This window comes from Pseudoalteromonas sp. (assembly GCF_036960685.1).
Lineage (GTDB): Bacteria > Pseudomonadota > Gammaproteobacteria > Enterobacterales > Alteromonadaceae > Pseudoalteromonas.
The window spans coordinates 55,453-72,613 of sequence record NZ_JBALXK010000015.1; the positions used below are offsets into that span (position 1 = coordinate 55,453).

Consider the following 17,161-nt stretch of genomic DNA (forward strand, 5'->3'; position numbering starts at 1 on the left):
AAGCAAATACGGTACATAGTAGCACACTCCATTTGTGTGTTCTTATTTTATAGGTAGTTATCACTGCTAGTTTTTCTCATGTTGTTCTAGTTGGGTTGAGTATGACAATAAAAATAAAAAAACTTGTTAACATAATGCTCATTGCCAGCGCATTCAATTCGCTTTACTCAAGTGCTAAAACACCCGCGGATACAGACCAAAACCAATTAGAAACAATTCAAATTAGGGGCTTTCATGACAGCGCTATCAAATCACTACGTGATAAGCGCGACAGCCAGTCAATCATAGAAGCAATCACCGCGCAAGATATCGGTAAATTCCCTGATAAAAATGTCGCAGAAGCACTGCAACGCATCACCGGCATTTCACTCTCGCGTGCCCAAGGGGAAGGGGAACGTGTGGGTGTGCGCGGCACCACGCCAGAACAAAATCGCACTTTTTTAAATGGGCAAGCAATTGCCTCTGCGGATTGGTGGATCTCAACCCAACCTAATCGTGGTTTTAATTACACATTGCTACCCGCTGATCTAGTATCTTCTTTAGAAGTATATAAAACCCCGCAAGCAGATCACAACGAAGGCTCATTAGGCGGCTCTGTTAATATTAAAACGCAACGACCTTTGCATACGCAAAGTAATCAGTTTGTTACTAATGCACAAGTGCAATACAATGATTTATCAGGTGAATTTGACCCACAGTTGGCCGTATTTTATAACTGGACTAACCTAGACAAAGACGTTGGCGCATTAGTTACCTTTACCCGTAATCAACGCTCATTACGTCGTGATGGGCTTGAGTCATGGGGTTGGCATGAACAAAACTTTCAACAAAACAACGATGGCAGTTTATCAGCGACAGACAGCGACACTGGCGATATTAAAAACGTTTGGACACCAGGTGGTGGTGGCTCAGCAATATTCCAGCAACAGCGAGTGTTAACCAGTGCCACCGCAAATTTTGAATACCAACCTAATTTAGATTGGAATATTCAACTGAATACTTTGTATTCAGTACTTAACGCTGATAACAGTAACCAAAACTTTTTATGGCAGCCCAGTAGTGTGTTTGCCCGTGGCGGTCATATCAGCGATGCGAAGATTATTGATAACACCCTCGCCTTTGCCCGCTACTCAACAGTCCCAGAACAAAACGCACAAAATTTACCATTTAGTACTGCCATGGAAGCTATTTGGCGAGAATCTGAAATAAATACCAGCAGTGTGCATTTAATTGTTAGTCAGCAAGCACATCTTTGGCAAAACCAATACCAAATTGGTTTGACCAAAGGCGGTGGCGGTTCCAAGCAAGATCACACCTCACAATTTTCAGCCAATACCGCCTATACGGTTGATACCACTGAGCGTAAAAATATAATCGCCAACTATGATGTATCCCCGCTTGATGGACAGGCTTGGCAACTTACAGAAGCACGTAACGACAGCCAAGATTCAAACGATCAAGAGTTCTATTTGCAAGGTGATTTTGAACGCGCAATTGATCATTCTATTATCAGCGCTATAAAAGTTGGCGCAAAGTACCGCGATCATCAACGTGATTTTATTCGTTATCGTTCATTTAACGGCGCATTTGATGGCATAGCCCAACAACTTGATTGGACCTTAGCCGACTACCCGGCAACTTTCCCCAGTGGATTTTTATCCGAAATTGGCGATCAACACACTCTCAAAAATTACAGTTATGTCGATATCAACGCATTATCTACAGATTTTAAAACGATCGACTTTGTACAACAGGAAGAAAAAGCCAGCCGTTTTGATATTCAAGAACGCACAACTGCAGGTTATGTTAAATTAATGCTTGATGGCAATGATTACCGAGCAAACTTGGGGGTACGCGTTGTTAATACCGAGCAAGACGCCGGTGCTTATAAACGTATTGGCTCACCGGTTGAGCAACAACAAAGCTTTGTCTGGCAGCAGCATAACAAAAACTATGTCGATATATTGCCAAGTGCCAATATCAGCATTGATTTAAGTGAGGACTTAATTGCCCGAGTCAGTGCCGCGCGGGTTATGTCTCGTCCGCAGTACAATCATTTAATGCCATCAACTAATTACAATGTCACCCAAGCGCAAGGCCAAGGTGGCAACCCAGACTTAGACCCTTATCGCGCTAATCAATTTGATCTAAGCGTTGAATGGTACTTTGATGATGCCGCGCTGCTCTCTGTGGCATTGTTTAACAAAGACGTTGAATCCTTTGTCGAATTTAAACGCACTATTGAGCGACACGAAGGCATTGATATGACCATTGACAGGCCAATCAATGGCAGCGGCGGTACTATCAGAGGGGTAGAAATTGGCTATCAACAAGAGCTTATATATGGTTTTGGTTTGATCACTAACTATACCTTTGTCGATGGCGATCGCACTGATAGCATTTCAGGGCGTGATAACTATGTACCTGGCACTTCAAAACACACAATAAATTTAACCAGTTACTATGAAAATGACTGGTTAAGTTCGCGTTTGGCCTACAACTATCGTACTCATTTTGCCACCGGTGTAGGAGAGACCATGATGGATGACTTTGGACAACTTGACGGCAGCATTACCTTCAAACTATCTGACAAGCTTGACTTTGTAATTGAAGCAATCAATCTCACCGATGAAATCACTTACCTGTATGAGCGCAATGAATATGCGCCAACAGGTATTTACCAAAATGGTCGACGCTTCTATTTTGGCGTACGTTACAGTCATTAATCGTTAACGCTTGCGTATTAGCCGCATATTTTAACATTTAAGGTACGTGCTGTTATAATCCTTCGATAATTAAAACAAGCGAAGGAAAAATCATGCTAAAAACTAGCTTAGCACTGGCCATTGGGCTTTCAAGCTCATTGGCGGTTGCTGCCACATCGTTAACCGTTGAAGATATTCCAAAAATTCAATCTGTGCTACAAACCAGTATCAGCCCTGATGGCGAGACTGTGGCCTTTACCCGCTCTGTACCACGTGAATTATACGTAGATGAAAATGGCACGAATTACAGCGAGCTTTATGTTGTTGATGATGAAGGTGTTGAGCGGCCTTTCATTACCGGCTCTGTAAGTATCAAGAGTATTCAATGGACAAACGACAGCAAAACCATTTATTTTTTAGCTAAGTTAGAAGACGACAAGTTTACTGCTTTATACCAAATTCCGGTTGATGGTGGTCAAGCGCAAAAAGTGCTATCGCTAAAAGACACATCTATTTCAAGCTATCAATTAAGCCCTAATAACAAGCAACTTGCTATTTTAGCTATGCCAGCGGCTGATAAGTCTGAAAAAGAACTGAAAAAACTCGGCTTTATGGCAGAAGTATACGAGCTAGGCTTAAAGAATAAACAACTGTTTATTGTTGATTTAGCCAAAGCTGACAAGCCATTAACCCCGCAAGCCCTGAATGTTGCCAATTACGTCAGCGACGTTAACTGGGCAGCACAAGGCGACAAATTATTAGTTAAAACTCAGCCTACGGCACTGATTGACGATAAATACACTAAATCACAATGGCATTTATTTGATATTGCCAGCAACCAAGTAACCATGTCATTTGCCACCGAAGGTAAACTTGATGGCGCTGAGTTATCTCATGATGGCCGTTATATCGCAATTTTAGGTGCAGAAGATAAGCACGATCCTGCGACTGGACGCTTATTTCTAGCGGATACTAAAACCGGTGAAGTAACCGACTGGTTACCCGATTTTATGGGTCATATTGTTGATTTTGAATGGTCTAATAAACGTAATACATTAAACTTTATTGCCAATGTTGGTACGCAAAGCTTTGTAGCGAGTATTAAAACTGGTTCAAACAAATACAAGAAGCTAATTAAAGAAGGTGAATTTATTGCTTCAAACCTGAGCATTTCAGATTCAGATAAAACCATCGCACTGCGCGGCAATACAGCTAAGCACCCAAATGAAGTCTTCATTGTTCGTGGTTCTAAAGCACAGCGTTTAACCGATTCAAACTCATGGTTGAATGACAAACGTTTTGCGAAGCAACAAACTATTTCACTTAAAGCCCGTGACGGTGTAGAGATTGATGGGGTACTGGTTTACCCGCTTGATTACAGCGAAGGCACACGTTATCCATTAATTATGTCTGTGCACGGCGGTCCTGAAAGCCATGATAAAGATGGCTGGGTAACTAACTATTCTCGTCCTGGGCAAATGGGTGCCGCACGCGGCTATGCAGTGTTTTACCCTAACTATCGCGGCTCTACCGGTAAAGGTGTGGATTACTCTAAACTAGGCCAAAACGATTACGCTGGTAAAGAGTTTGATGATCTAGTTGATTTTAAAGATCATCTTGTTGAAATAGGCTTAGTTGATGCAAAACGTGTTGGCATCACCGGTGGTTCATACGGCGGCTATGCCTCAGCCTGGGGTGCAACAAAACTAACTGAACACTTTGCAGCGAGTGTTATGTTTGTAGGCGTAACTAATCAACTTTCAAAGTTTGGTACGACTGATATTTCCAATGAAATGAACCTCGTACATGCCCGCTCTTACCCATGGGATAAATGGCAATGGTATTTAGAGCGCAGCCCTATTTACTGGGCTGGTCAATCAAAAACACCACTGCTTATCATGCACGGTAAAGATGATCCTCGCGTACACCCTGCACAATCAATGGAGCTATACCGTTATATGAAAGTACAAGGCAAAGATGTACGCCTTGTATATTATCCAGGTGAAGGACACGGTAACCGTAAAGTAGCTGCACAATATGATTACAGCTTACGTCTAATGCGTTGGATGGATAATTACTTAATTGATGGCAACAAAGATATGCCAGCATTTGAGATTGACCACGCAGCTAAGCTAAAAGCAGTAAAAGACGCGAATAAATAGCATCTAAAATTACTTCTTGAAAGGCCAGCCACAGTGTTGGCCTTTTTCATTTTAACCTGTAACTTTTACATTGTTTTTATATCCTCTTGCTATTCGCTCTTTCAATTTCAATATAAAACAATACCTTAAAACATGGCTCGCCACTTGCTTCTGTTAACTGTAAATAGGTTAAGCAAGGATAAATCATGAATATTTTTGAAGCACTACGTCACGATCACGATAAACAACGTTCACTGGTTGATGCACTTATTGAAACACATGGAGATTCACCGAATCGTCAATCGCTTATGGATAATTTAAAACATGAGCTAGAAGAGCATGCCAAATTTGAAGAGCGTTATTTTTATAATCCCTTAATGTTTGATGATTTAACTCACGAAAAAGCCCGTCATGGGATAGCCGAACATCATGAGCTTGACGAGTTAATTGAGCAATTAGAAGAAACCGAGATGAGCTCACCAGCTTGGTTGGTGACTGCAAAAAAACTACACCATCTCGTGCATCATCATCTTGCGGAAGAAGAACATGAAATATTTCAGCTGGCTGGAAAAGCGCTAACCGAATCGCAAAAACAAAGTCTAGCGGAAAAATATAACAATGCGATGAATTAAACTTTAGAGGGAATTTTGCCCCCCAACTCTATAACACACCAAGTGTCGAATATGTTTTGTTCATTAAACATTTTCGTAACTGAGTGAAAAGCCCACCTCCCTAGCACTGGGCTTTTTACTCATATCATTGCCACCGGCCATTTAACATTGACTAGCCTTACTGATTTTAAAGTAAATATTATTCACTAAATGTAAATATTTTCATTTACACAATTGAACATGCAACTGATAATTGTTATCATGCCGACCTCGGTTACTAATTAGATTTATAATCTTTATTCTTTTCATGAAGGAAGTACAATGAAATCCCGCCCACTTTATTTGGCCTCATTGATCAGTGCAGCATTAACATCAACAACACTTATTGCTGATGATAACACTGCTAAAAATATGGAAGTTATGGTTGTTACCGCATCAGGTTACGAACAAAAATTAATAGATGCGCCTGCGAGTGTTTCAGTTGTTTCTCGCGAAGATTTACAAAACAAGCCATTCACCAGCCTCGCAGATGCACTTCGCGATATCGAAGGTATCGATGTCGGTGCGGGACAAGATAAAAACGGTAATATCAGCATTACCATGCGTGGATTACCAGCTAACTATACGCTAGTGCTGATCGATGGTCGTCGTCAAAGTGATGTAGGTAACATTGGCCCAAATAACTTCGGCAACAGCCAGTTTATGTACATGCCACCACTTGAGGCCATTGAGCGCATTGAAGTTGTGCGTGGGCCAATGTCTACGCTATATGGTGCAGACGCCATTGGTGGTGTTATTAATATCATCACTCGTAAAAACCTTGATACCACACATGGTAGCGTGACTGTAAGCAGCAATATTCAAACTGACGACCAGTACGGTAACGATAACAAAATCGACCTATATTTAACCGGTCCAAGCGGCATTGAAGGGTTAACATATGGTATTCGTGGTAGCTTCTATGACCGCCAAGAAAGTGAACCAACATACAGCGAAAATTTACCATTACCAGATGGCAGCATGTGGGTTGATGACGGCAGCTTTGGCGATAAAAAAATTGTTGCAGCACGTAATTGGAATGCTGGTGCAACAATAAACTACCTAATAAATAAACAAAACGAAATTACCTTTGAGTACGATGTAGCCAAACAGCGCTACGACAACACAGAAGGTCAAACAGGTACTTTAGACAGCCCCATTAGCTTATGGCGTGCAAGTGGTGGTAATGTCCAACCTCGCGTAGGGTATACTCCTTATCAACGTGTTGAGCGGGAACAATTTGTACTCGCCCATGTTGGTCGATATGACGCTGGCACGCTTACCAGCAGCATCACTCAAAGTAGCAGCGAAAACTTTGGTCGCTCACTACCGCTTAATGTACAAGAGCGTTTAGGTGTGCAAGCAATTTGGGACCAAGCAGTAAAAGATCAAGACAGTAATAAGCCAGAGTTAACTGATGCAATATACGCGCAACTGGATGAGACCTTTTTACCTCGCCCAATGCGTACCCTAAAACTTGATAACCTAATTATTGATACTAAGTTTGAATCAAATATTGATAACCACTACTTTGTAATTGGCGCACAATATTTTGATGCTGAAATGGAAGATGGTGTATTTGGTATGTACGGTGATGGTTTCCGTGAAGGTACCACTCAAGATCACCGCCAAACTGCGATTTTTGCAGAAGATAACTGGGAAATAACCTCAGAGCTAACTGCGACTTTTGGCGCCCGTTATGATCACCACAATATTTTTGGCTCGCAAGTGAGTCCTCGTGCATATTTAGCCTATTCTCCTGCCGATGAATGGACGTTTAAAGGTGGTGTTAGCACAGGTTATAAAACCCCAGAGCCAAATCAGTTATTCCCAGGGATCACCGGTTTTGGTGGCCAAGGTACGCGCCCTTTCGTGGGCACACCAGACTTACAGCCAGAGACCAGTGTAAACTACGAAATGGCCGCTTACTTTAATGGTAGTGATAACTTTAGCGGTAATGTAACGGTGTTCTACAATGATTTTAAAGACAAAATCATTAACCAAGATAACTTACCAAACTGTGAAGTGGCCATTGGTGATGAACCTTGCGTTGAGATTGGCGCAGGCTGGGCAGGCATTGGTAGCACCTCATTTACACAAGCAGCAAACGTTGATAAATCAGCAACTCGCGGTGTTGAAGTCGCTGCTAACTGGCAAATTATCGACCGCTTAGCACTGCGCGGTAACTTTACTTACACCGACAGCGAAGTGAAAAGTGGCCGCGATGAAGGCTTACCGCTCGTGAATACACCTAAAAATATGTATAACCTAACCCTTGCTTGGCAGCCTTTAGATGATTTGAGCATTTCACTTATTTCAGAAATTCGCAGTGACAGATACCGCGGTACAGCTAATGTATCTGGTCCACAAGGGCCTGAAACTCAAAAGCTATATTACAAAGCCTATGATTTATATCATTTAGCTGCGAGCTATAAAATTAATGAAAGCCTCGCATTGAATGCACGTATTAATAATCTATTGGATGACGATTTATCAAGCCGTACATGCTTGTTAGCAACATCACAAGAAGAATATGAATGTACCTCTGATTACAATACCACGCAAAAAGCCCGTAGCTTTTGGGTATCTATGAGCTATAGTTTTTAATCTTAGTGCGTTAAGTAGCTATTAAATACTTTGAAACCGATCACAATTTATATTGTGATCGGTTTTTTTATGCTTATTCGCTAATCATTCATTTTAAACTTCATAACAACTATAATTTAATCAACTATAATTTATGCTAATCTCGTTTATAAAACAAAAAGCTATCTTTCGTAGCATTATTAATAGGATGTAAGGAAAACACCATGACATTATCAAATTATACATTGCTAACAGCATTAATTTTACCTGTGTCTATCTGCGCTGCTGAGGAAAAAGAAGTACAAGATATGTCAGATCCGCTTGCCGTATACACTCAAGCTGGTGTTGGCGTTACCGACAAAGGCATTAATTTAAAAATAGGTCAAACTTATGATACTGGCAATCCCACCACTGCTGGGATGAATATTATTGAAGTTAAAGGCATTTATGGTGATGTATTCGGCTGGCGAGGAGATAATAAAACCACTGATTCTATCGATTCATTTCGCTTTCGTAATTTCACCACAAATTTAAGCAACGGTACTGCAACACAAATTGATGCCAACTATAATTTGCGAGGCAACCTCGCAGCAGAAGAAACGTTAGATGTCTCATATAGCTTTATTAAAGCCCTACCTCCTCAAGGAAAATTCACCTTTTACCCACTTGCTGGTGTCGGTGTTTCAGTGGGTGAAAATGCGTTAGAAGATGATGGTTCAATCGACAGTGGTTATTCAACCATGGGGGTTTATGGCCTTATTGGTATGTACTCAAAATTTACCGTTACAGATAAAATTTGGATTAACTACAACCCATTTTGGTTATCGACTATTGCAGGCTCCGATAACTATAAAGATAACTACTATGGTCTAGATCAAAGCCATATTTTAACCCATGAATTTGTGGTTAGTTACCAGATAAACCCACGAATGAACTTACGTTACTTCGCTAACTGGAATGAAAACGTCGATTTTTTTGTTGGCTAAGTGCCATTTTAATTTGGTTATCACTGGTTGTGGCACTGGCAAACCCCACGCAACTGGGAGCCCGCGTGAAAAGCGAAACCACCAGTCGTGATATTATGCTAGCAATCGATTTATCCGGCTCGATGGATGAACAAGACTTTCCCACTGCTAACGGCGAAAAAATTCAACGCTTACAAGCAGTAAAAAATGTAGTCAGTCAGTATATAGAAGATCGTAAACACGATCGTATCGGGCTTATTGTGTTTGGCACACAAGCTTACTTACAAGTGCCCTTTACTCAAGATTTACAAAGCGCCGAGCAATTACTCGATAACACCCAAGTTGCGATGGCAGGCCCACATACTGCAATCGGTGATGCAATTGGACTTGCATTGAAAACCTTTGAATCGTCTAAAGTCGATAATAAAGTACTTATTTTATTAACCGATGGCGCAGATACTGGCTCACGAATGTCACCTTTAAATGCCGCGCAAATTGCCAAGCAATCGCAATTAAAGATTTTTACAATTGGTATTGGTGATGAACATGCGGATGGTCAGTACCGAGTTGATTTTGCGACTTTAAAGAAAATAGCCAGCACTGCAGATGGGCAATTTTACAGTGCGCAAGACAGTCAATCGTTAGAAAAAATTTATCAACAAATCGATGAAATAGCGGCGGTAGTAACCCCTGTAATAACAACACGTAAAGAAACCAGCTTAGTGCGTATACCGCTGTATTTTGCTTTATTAGTCTTTGTAATCGCGTTACTTGGCCAAGTAATTGTTGAGTTTACTAAGCAAAGACAACACACAAAGGATGTTAAACATGTTTGAGTTTCATTTTTTGCGGCCATTGTTTTTACTGCTACTGCCCGTTGTTGTGGTACTTTGCTACATCATTCGAAAAAATCAGCAAAGCAGTAAACATCACACCAGCGCCATAGCTGGACACTTAGCATTAGCGCTGACACCCAAACAGCGTTTATTTGATAAATTAAAACCCATTGATTTCACCTTAGCTTGTGCTGTGCTGTTAGTGATTGCTTGCGCAGGCCCTGCATGGTTTAAACAAACCGATGATAATAGTGATAAAGCACCGCTGATTATTTTATTAAAAGTAACCGAAGCCATGCAGGTAAACGATGTATCACCCACCCGTTTAACCCGCGCTAAACAAAAAGTGGCTGATTTACTCAGCTATCGCAATGGCGCTAAAACAGCACTGTTTGCTTATGCAAGCTCCAGTCATAATGTCTTGCCATTTACCGAAGACAGTAGCGTTTTTCAACCATTTTTAGTGGCCTTAGCTCCCGACGTAATGCCTGGCAATCATAGTGTTAATGCTGATAATGCCTCCACTGCAATGCAACAAGCAATCTTACTGATGGAAAAGCAACCTTATGCAAGCATTGTTATAATTGCTGACGATATCAGTCAAGCGCAAGTTGCCGCGCTTAATAAACTGAAACAGCCCTTTATTTGGTGGCAAATAGCCACGGATGATGGCGGCGTAATAAATTCTGCTGATGGTCAACTGCGCTCCAACGACGAAGGCCAAGCTTTAATCATTAAACCTAACTCCAACACTCTTTCATCGTTGCAAGCAGTAACACACCAGACGCTGACACTTGATATGCAAGATGTTATTGCTATAGGTGAGCAAGTCGAGCAAAACTATCAACGCCAACGTGACGACAATAATACCAGCCCCTATCAAGATATGGCCTGGTATTTCACTTGGCCGGTGTTGTTATTAAGTGCATTGTGGTTTCGTAAAGGATGGACATCAATAAACACTGATAAAAAGTCAGCCAGCTCTATCAAAACCACCAGCCACCTAGCCGTGTTGCTTTTAGCCGCTTGCTTATTTAGCTTTCCAAAAACAACCTATGCCAGTACCGCTGATTGGTTCTTTAGCCGCGATCAGCAAGCGATGATGGCCTACAATAACCAAGATTTTGCCCGTGCAGCAGTGCTGTTCTCTGACCCAAAATGGCAAGCAAAAGCGTTATTTGAACTAGGTAAGTATACTCAAGCCGCGCAAATTTACGGCTCATTGAGTAGTATCGAAGGCTTTTATAATCGCGCGACTGCACTATTAAAAGCACAAGAATATGAAGCAGCAATTGCTGGCTTTAAACAAGTGTTAAAACAACAGCCTGAATACTTAGATGCGCAGCGAAACCTAGCCATTGCAGAACATGCTTTTGCAGCAGTCATGGCACAAGCCGGCGGCGTTGATGCGGAGCAAAGCATCACCACAGAGGTCGATGGTAATGAGGTAAGTCAAAAACAAGATGGTAACTCGCAAGATTACCAAGTGGCTGACACCCTTTCCCCCGATGCAAAAGAACAATGGATGCGCAGTGTGGATTCTGAAATGGGCGATTTTTTAAAAAATAAGTTTGCCACTGAAGCAAATAATCAAAGGAGCCAATAATGCGATTTCTATTCATTTGTTTACTGGCTTTTTGTTCATTACCCAGTTTAGCCGCGGAACCTAAAGTCACGGTCAGCCTTAGTAATGAAAACCCACTAGTAGGCCAAGTTACGACCGTTAAAATAAAAGTCTTAGTGCCAACGTGGTTTGCTAAGCCTTTGTATTTTGATGAGGTTGACACTGTGAATGTCATTAGTGTTAAAGGCAATAAAAGTACTTACCCAACCTCTGAGCGTATAGGCAGCTCAACTTGGACAGGAGTTATTAAAGAATACCCTGTGATCGCGATGACCAATGGCCGTTTTGAGCTAAAACTACCGACATTGAAAATTCACTTCATGGATGAAAATAACCAAACTGTAGAACGTGAGGTGACGCCTTCCCCAGTTACTTTTAATGCCACTTTGCCTGAACTCGCGAAAACGCTTAAGCCCGTGATAATTGCACAAAACATTACCTTGCAAGAAGAAGTTAAAATACCTGACGAGTTAGTTGCAGGGCAAAGCATAGAACGCAAAATTAGCGCGACAATCACAGATAGCTCAGCATTGTTTATTCCGCAAATGATGAATACAGCTAATACCGAACAACAACAAAGCTACCCTATTACTGCTACTAGTAATGACACTCTAAATGATAGAACCGGCACACTCACAGGGCTACGTACCGAACAACAAGATATTGTCGTCAAGCAAGCGGGCAACCTGAATCTGCCTAGCATTACCATAAGTTATTTCCAGCCAAGCACAAACAGTATTCAAACCGCAGAAGTCAAAGGCAGCCAAGTGATTGTTGCTGATCCGCCCGCAAGTTTAAAAACATGGTTATGGCGAACTTTTTTCGCTTTCATTGGCTTAGCTATTGTGTGGGGTGGTTATCGAATCGGGCAATTTTACTGGCTGCGCTACCAACAAAGTGAGTACGCTCACTTTAAAAAAGTAATTCAGCATACTGGCGTGAATAAAGCACACTATGGTGCTTTTATTGCTTGGCGAAACAGCTGGCAAACGGCGATAGAGAAAAGTGAGGCCTTACAACAACAAAACCAATCAATAACACTATATTTTGAGCAAGCTTTGTATAACAATAAAGCTGTGCCTCATGACTTTACTATGCTGTTGAAACAATTTAGAGCTGCACTAAAAAATGAAAATAAACAGCAAAAAGATGTACTAAGTCCACTCAACCCTTAAGTACATTGGTTGGATCTTTATTGCCTGCATCATAGGCTCTTTACTTGTTATTTATAGTTTACTGAAAATCTACCATTTAAATTAACAACTAAAGGGCTTACACTAATGCTATTAAACGCGAAATTCATATCTAATTAGGAACAACTACATTGATCAGAATGTTTACACTTTGTTGTATCAGCTTTATGTGTATTTCTTTTCACAGCTTTGCCAACAATGCCTATGAAGATCATGTGCTAACACCCACACAGAAACAATTAGATAATCAAACGCCTAAAGCGGATAAACCGATTTCATTTTTACCAATTCCGACTTTTATAACCGAACCCGCAGTGGGTCCAGGGTTAGGTGTTGTCGGGCTTTTTTTTCATGATAATAAAAATAAAAAGCCTAAAAAAGAAGGTGCAACGTTACCGCAAAGTATCAGTATTGTCGGCGCACTGGCAACAAAAAATGGCACCAAAGGCGCTGCCCTTGGCCATGTCACGTTTTGGGATGAAGACAGAATTCGCTATCAAGGCATTATCGGCTACGCCAGTATTAATCTGGATTTTTACACCTTCTCTGACATCGATTTACTTACTCCGCTGTCACTTAATATTGAAGGTCCCGCGTTATTGCAAAATGTAAAAGTACGTTATAAAGACAGTAATTTCTTTTTTGGTGCTAAACAGCTTTATCGTCATGTTGATCTTAGTTTAGCGGAACCTATTTTTGAAAATTTGACCATCCCGGAGGGACTATTAAATGAGCAACTAAAAACTGATATCAACACCTCAGGCTTAGGTGCGCTTATGGAATATGACAGCCGCGATAACCCCTTAAATCCTGAGCAAGGTTTAAACTATAAAGCCGAGTACATGATGTATAACCAAGCAATTGGCAGTGATATAGACTACACCAGCTTTAAGCTTTCAGCTCTAAACTATTGGGCAGTGAGCGCACAAACTAACTTAGCGTTGCGCGTAGAATTTGACACCGTAAATAATAAAGACGATAGAAAGCTGCCTGTCTACATCCCGCCGAGCATTAGTTTACGAGGAGTATCAGCCTCTCGCTACCAAGGGCTCAATGTATTAGTCACTGAACTTGAAGGCAGTTATAAAATCACTGAAAAAATTAAACTCAGTGCATTTACCGGCATGGGTTGGGCAGCGGAACACTTTTCAACACTGGCTGACACAAAAACAATAAACACTGTTGGCATGGGCTTTAGATATTTAATCGATGAACATTATGGAATAAATATTGGCTTAGACGTTGCCCACGGCCCTGAGCAAGATGTTGTATATATTCAAGCAGGCTCTACGTGGTAACCCGCTTATATAATTGCCATGTGAACCTGGTCTTGGTGATTCAGATAACAGTACAACGAAATGCTACAAGTCGAGCACCTCGTCGCACAAATCACTTATTACAATAACATACCGCCCGACACTTCTAAGCGCTGCGCAGTCATCCAGCGATTTTCATGACCATGTTCCTAAGCGAAACCGTGTTTTTATGCAATGGTTAACGGAGCAAGTCCAGCTTTTTACTCAACAGTAAATAATTAGAAAAATAATAAAAGCCAATACTAAAAGACCAAAAATACCACTAGCGTTAAATATAAGTTAAAAAAAACACTTAATTTTGTTGACCAACTATGAACATTGGCATACGCTTTTGTAAGCGCTTACATTTGATGGTATATATTTTTTACTTCGCAATGTAAGCGCTTACAGGATTCGTTGGAATACACAATTATAATCATCAACGATGTTCTTACAATTTTTTGTCGAACTGGGGTTCAACTAATGAACATGACAACAATCACATTAAGCCGACTCTTCGTCGCTATTTCTATGGCAACCCTTGTAGGGTGTGGTGGTGGCGCAGAGACCGAATCAAACTTTACTAAGGTCGATCCAACAGAGCCTGTTTCTGACTGGCAAATGGTATGGAGTGATGAATTTGACAGCTCAAATATTGACGCTGCCAAGTGGAACTACGAAATTAACTGTGCCGGCGGCGGTAATAACGAAAAACAATGCTATACCGACAGCAGTGAAAATGCTTTTTTAAGCGATGGTATGCTTAACATCGTTGCGCTACCTGCAGAAGAAGGTGCAGACCTTCCCTACACGTCAGCTCGATTGACTACGCAATACAAAGCCGATTTCAAATATGGTCGTTTTGAAATGCGCGCTAAGCTTCCATCCGGTCAAGGCAGTTGGCCTGCATTTTGGATGATGCCCACAGATTCTGTCTATGGAGAGTGGCCACGCTCAGGAGAAATTGACATTCTTGAGGCGGTAAACCTTAAAGTAGCTAATGAAGACGGTTCACTTGAATCAAACGTCCATGGCACTTTGCATTATGGCCGAGAATGGCCAAACAATGCACACACAGGTAAAGCATTTGAGTTCCCGCAAGATATGAACCCAGCCGACGATTTTCATACTTATGCGGTGGAATGGCAAGAAGGTGAAATTCGTTGGTATGTTGATAATGAACTGTATGCAACACAACGCCAATCTGAAGTACGTTATAATTCAAAGGGCGAAGCGGTTGGTTTAAAACACCGCGGCTGGTTTGCTGAATATTATGAGCAAGGCTCAGGTGAACTGGTTACTCACTGGGACAGTGCCCCATTTGATCAAGACTTCTTTATTATTCTTAACCTTGCTGTCGGTGGTGATTGGCCTGAAAACGTGAATAACCTTGGCGTAGACGCAGGCGCTTTTACTGAAGGTCAAACCTACACGATTGATTATGTACGCGTTTATGAATGTGCATCAAACCCAGATACTGGCAAAGGTTGTGAAACCGTTCGCCCAGGATACGATAGCTTAGACGATGCATTAGTAGAAGGTGCAGCACCCGTGCCTACCCCACCGAGTGATGGCGTTGCAAAAAATCTTGATATCTTTAATGGCAGCTTGGATGCAAACTGGATTGCTTGGGATTGTTGTGGCGGTACAACACCAGAGATCATTGCTGATCCAGATAAAGGCGAAGTTGTTAAATTTAATATTAATGACAACAATGGCACTGTTTTAGGTTTTTCAACGCGTGGTGGTCATTTACCTGAAGGCTTTAGCGGAACATCGTCGCCATTTGATGCTTCACCCTTACTTGAATTAAATGGCCGTCTAACATTTGACATGAAAGTAGTGACTCCACCAGCAGCAGGTACACCTTGGCTATTTAAGGCCGAAGCCGGTGATGGTAATCCTAGTACAGGTGAAATTGCACTAAATGAAAGCATGGAAGGCGTGGATCCTGTTACGGGTCAATGGCAAACCTACACTTTCCCACTGTCCATACTGCAAGAAAAAGGCCTAGATTTAAGTGCTATCGATGTACTAATGATGTTCCCTGCATGGGGCGCAGGTGAAGGTGCAGAATACTTAATCACTAATGTTACGATTGAAGGCGATGTAGTGTCATCAGAACTCACTATTTTCACTGATGAACAAAACCTAGATTGGCCGATGTGGGATTGCTGTGGAGGCTCAACGCCCGTTGAAGCAATGGACGATGAAGCGCATGGCTTAACAGCAGAATTTAGCATCGGTGCCGAACCTACAGTAATGGGCTTTAATACCCGTACATCCGCTGGCGGCGGTGGTAAAGCATTTGATGCAACCAGCATTTTAAGTAGTGGTGTGTTTAGTTTTGACTTAAAAGTTATCTCTAGTCCTAGCAGTCCAGACGCCACTTGGATGATGAAAATAGAGTCAAATGATAGTGATACAGCACTTGAATTACCGTTAACAGACGTAGGTGATGCGCCTGTTTTGGGCGAATGGCAAACCTATAGCTATTCATTAACTGATTTAGCAGGTGCTGGCTTAGATGTAAGCGCTATTGATGTAGTCATGATTTACCCTGCTTGGGGTACAGGAGAAGGCGCTGTGTATCGTGTTGATAACGTAAAAATTTACGACCCAGCAGCTATGCCAACCGGTAGTGACTTAGTGTTATTTAAAGACAGCACGCCTGAGCAGTGGAGTATTTGGGACTGCTGTGGTGGCTCTAAACCGACTGAAGAAGCTGACGATAGCGATCACGGTACAGTTGCCCAATTTATGATTGGTAGCGAGCCAACTGTTATGGGCTTTTTAGCCGATGACGAGGTATCGTTTGATGCCTCACATTTATTAGCCGATGGTGTTGTGAAATTTGATATGAAGGTAGTCTCAGCGCCTTCAAACCCTGACTCGCAATGGCTATTTAAAATAGAATCAACACTTGATGATAACTTTGCCGAATTTCCTTTAACAGCCAGTAATGAAGGACAAGACGTACTTGTTGGCCAATGGCAAACCTTTACCTTTAATGTACAAGACTTGTATGACGCAGGCCTTGATATTAGTGCTATCAATGTTGTTATGGTGTTCCCTGCGTGGGGCACAGGTAACGGCGCGGTCTATCGCATTGATAACGCCATAATCGGGCAACAATAACAGCGTCAATTAATCGGGTTGGTAAGTG

General features: G+C 41.7%; 10 protein-coding genes. All 10 read left to right on the forward strand.

From position 1 onward, the window contains the following. The first annotated feature begins 101 nt into the window (after positions 1 to 101). The 10 genes from V7783_RS13450 to V7783_RS13495 all read left to right on the forward strand — a co-directional run bounded on the left by V7783_RS13450 (position 102) and on the right by V7783_RS13495 (position 17,133). Positions 102 to 2,726, forward strand: a complete 2,625-nt coding sequence (locus V7783_RS13450; RefSeq protein ID WP_335679145.1) for a TonB-dependent receptor — start codon at positions 102 to 104, stop codon at positions 2,724 to 2,726. Positions 2,727 to 2,818: 92 nt separating this feature from the next. Then, on the forward strand, positions 2,819 to 4,867 hold the full coding sequence (locus tag V7783_RS13455) for a S9 family peptidase (protein ID WP_335679146.1): 2,049 nt from the start codon (positions 2,819 to 2,821) through the stop codon (positions 4,865 to 4,867). A 185-nt stretch (positions 4,868 to 5,052) separates the two neighbouring features. Next, the gene (locus V7783_RS13460; protein ID WP_335679147.1) at positions 5,053 to 5,478 is read left to right on the forward strand and encodes a hemerythrin domain-containing protein; all 426 of its coding nucleotides are present in this window, start codon (positions 5,053 to 5,055) and stop codon (positions 5,476 to 5,478) included. A 300-nt stretch (positions 5,479 to 5,778) separates the two neighbouring features. Further along, complete coding sequence (locus V7783_RS13465) at positions 5,779 to 8,103, forward strand: TonB-dependent receptor domain-containing protein (RefSeq protein ID WP_335679148.1); 2,325 nt, start codon at positions 5,779 to 5,781, stop codon at positions 8,101 to 8,103. A 203-nt stretch (positions 8,104 to 8,306) separates the two neighbouring features. Next, on the forward strand, positions 8,307 to 9,068 hold the full coding sequence (locus V7783_RS13470) for a hypothetical protein (RefSeq protein WP_335679149.1): 762 nt from the start codon (positions 8,307 to 8,309) through the stop codon (positions 9,066 to 9,068). Between the two features lie 65 nt (positions 9,069 to 9,133). Next, entirely contained in the window at positions 9,134 to 9,883 is a 750-nt protein-coding gene (locus tag V7783_RS13475; RefSeq protein WP_335679150.1) for a VWA domain-containing protein, read from the forward strand. Next, positions 9,876 to 11,489, forward strand: coding sequence for a VWA domain-containing protein (locus tag V7783_RS13480; RefSeq protein WP_335679151.1), 1,614 nt, complete (start codon positions 9,876 to 9,878; stop codon positions 11,487 to 11,489). Before V7783_RS13475 ends, V7783_RS13480 begins: the two co-directional genes overlap by 8 nt. Next, positions 11,489 to 12,682 (forward strand): hypothetical protein, encoded by a 1,194-nt coding sequence (locus V7783_RS13485; protein ID WP_335679152.1) that lies wholly within the window; start codon positions 11,489 to 11,491, stop codon positions 12,680 to 12,682. Before V7783_RS13480 ends, V7783_RS13485 begins: the two co-directional genes overlap by 1 nt. Before the next feature lie 158 nt (positions 12,683 to 12,840). Beyond that, complete coding sequence (locus V7783_RS13490; RefSeq protein ID WP_335679177.1) at positions 12,841 to 13,998, forward strand: BamA/TamA family outer membrane protein; 1,158 nt, start codon at positions 12,841 to 12,843, stop codon at positions 13,996 to 13,998. Positions 13,999 to 14,478: 480 nt separating this feature from the next. Further along, positions 14,479 to 17,133 carry a family 16 glycosylhydrolase gene (locus V7783_RS13495; RefSeq protein WP_335679153.1) on the forward strand — a complete coding sequence of 885 codons (2,655 nt, stop codon included), beginning with the start codon at positions 14,479 to 14,481 and terminating at the stop codon, positions 17,131 to 17,133. Positions 17,134 to 17,161: the final 28 nt, after the last annotated feature.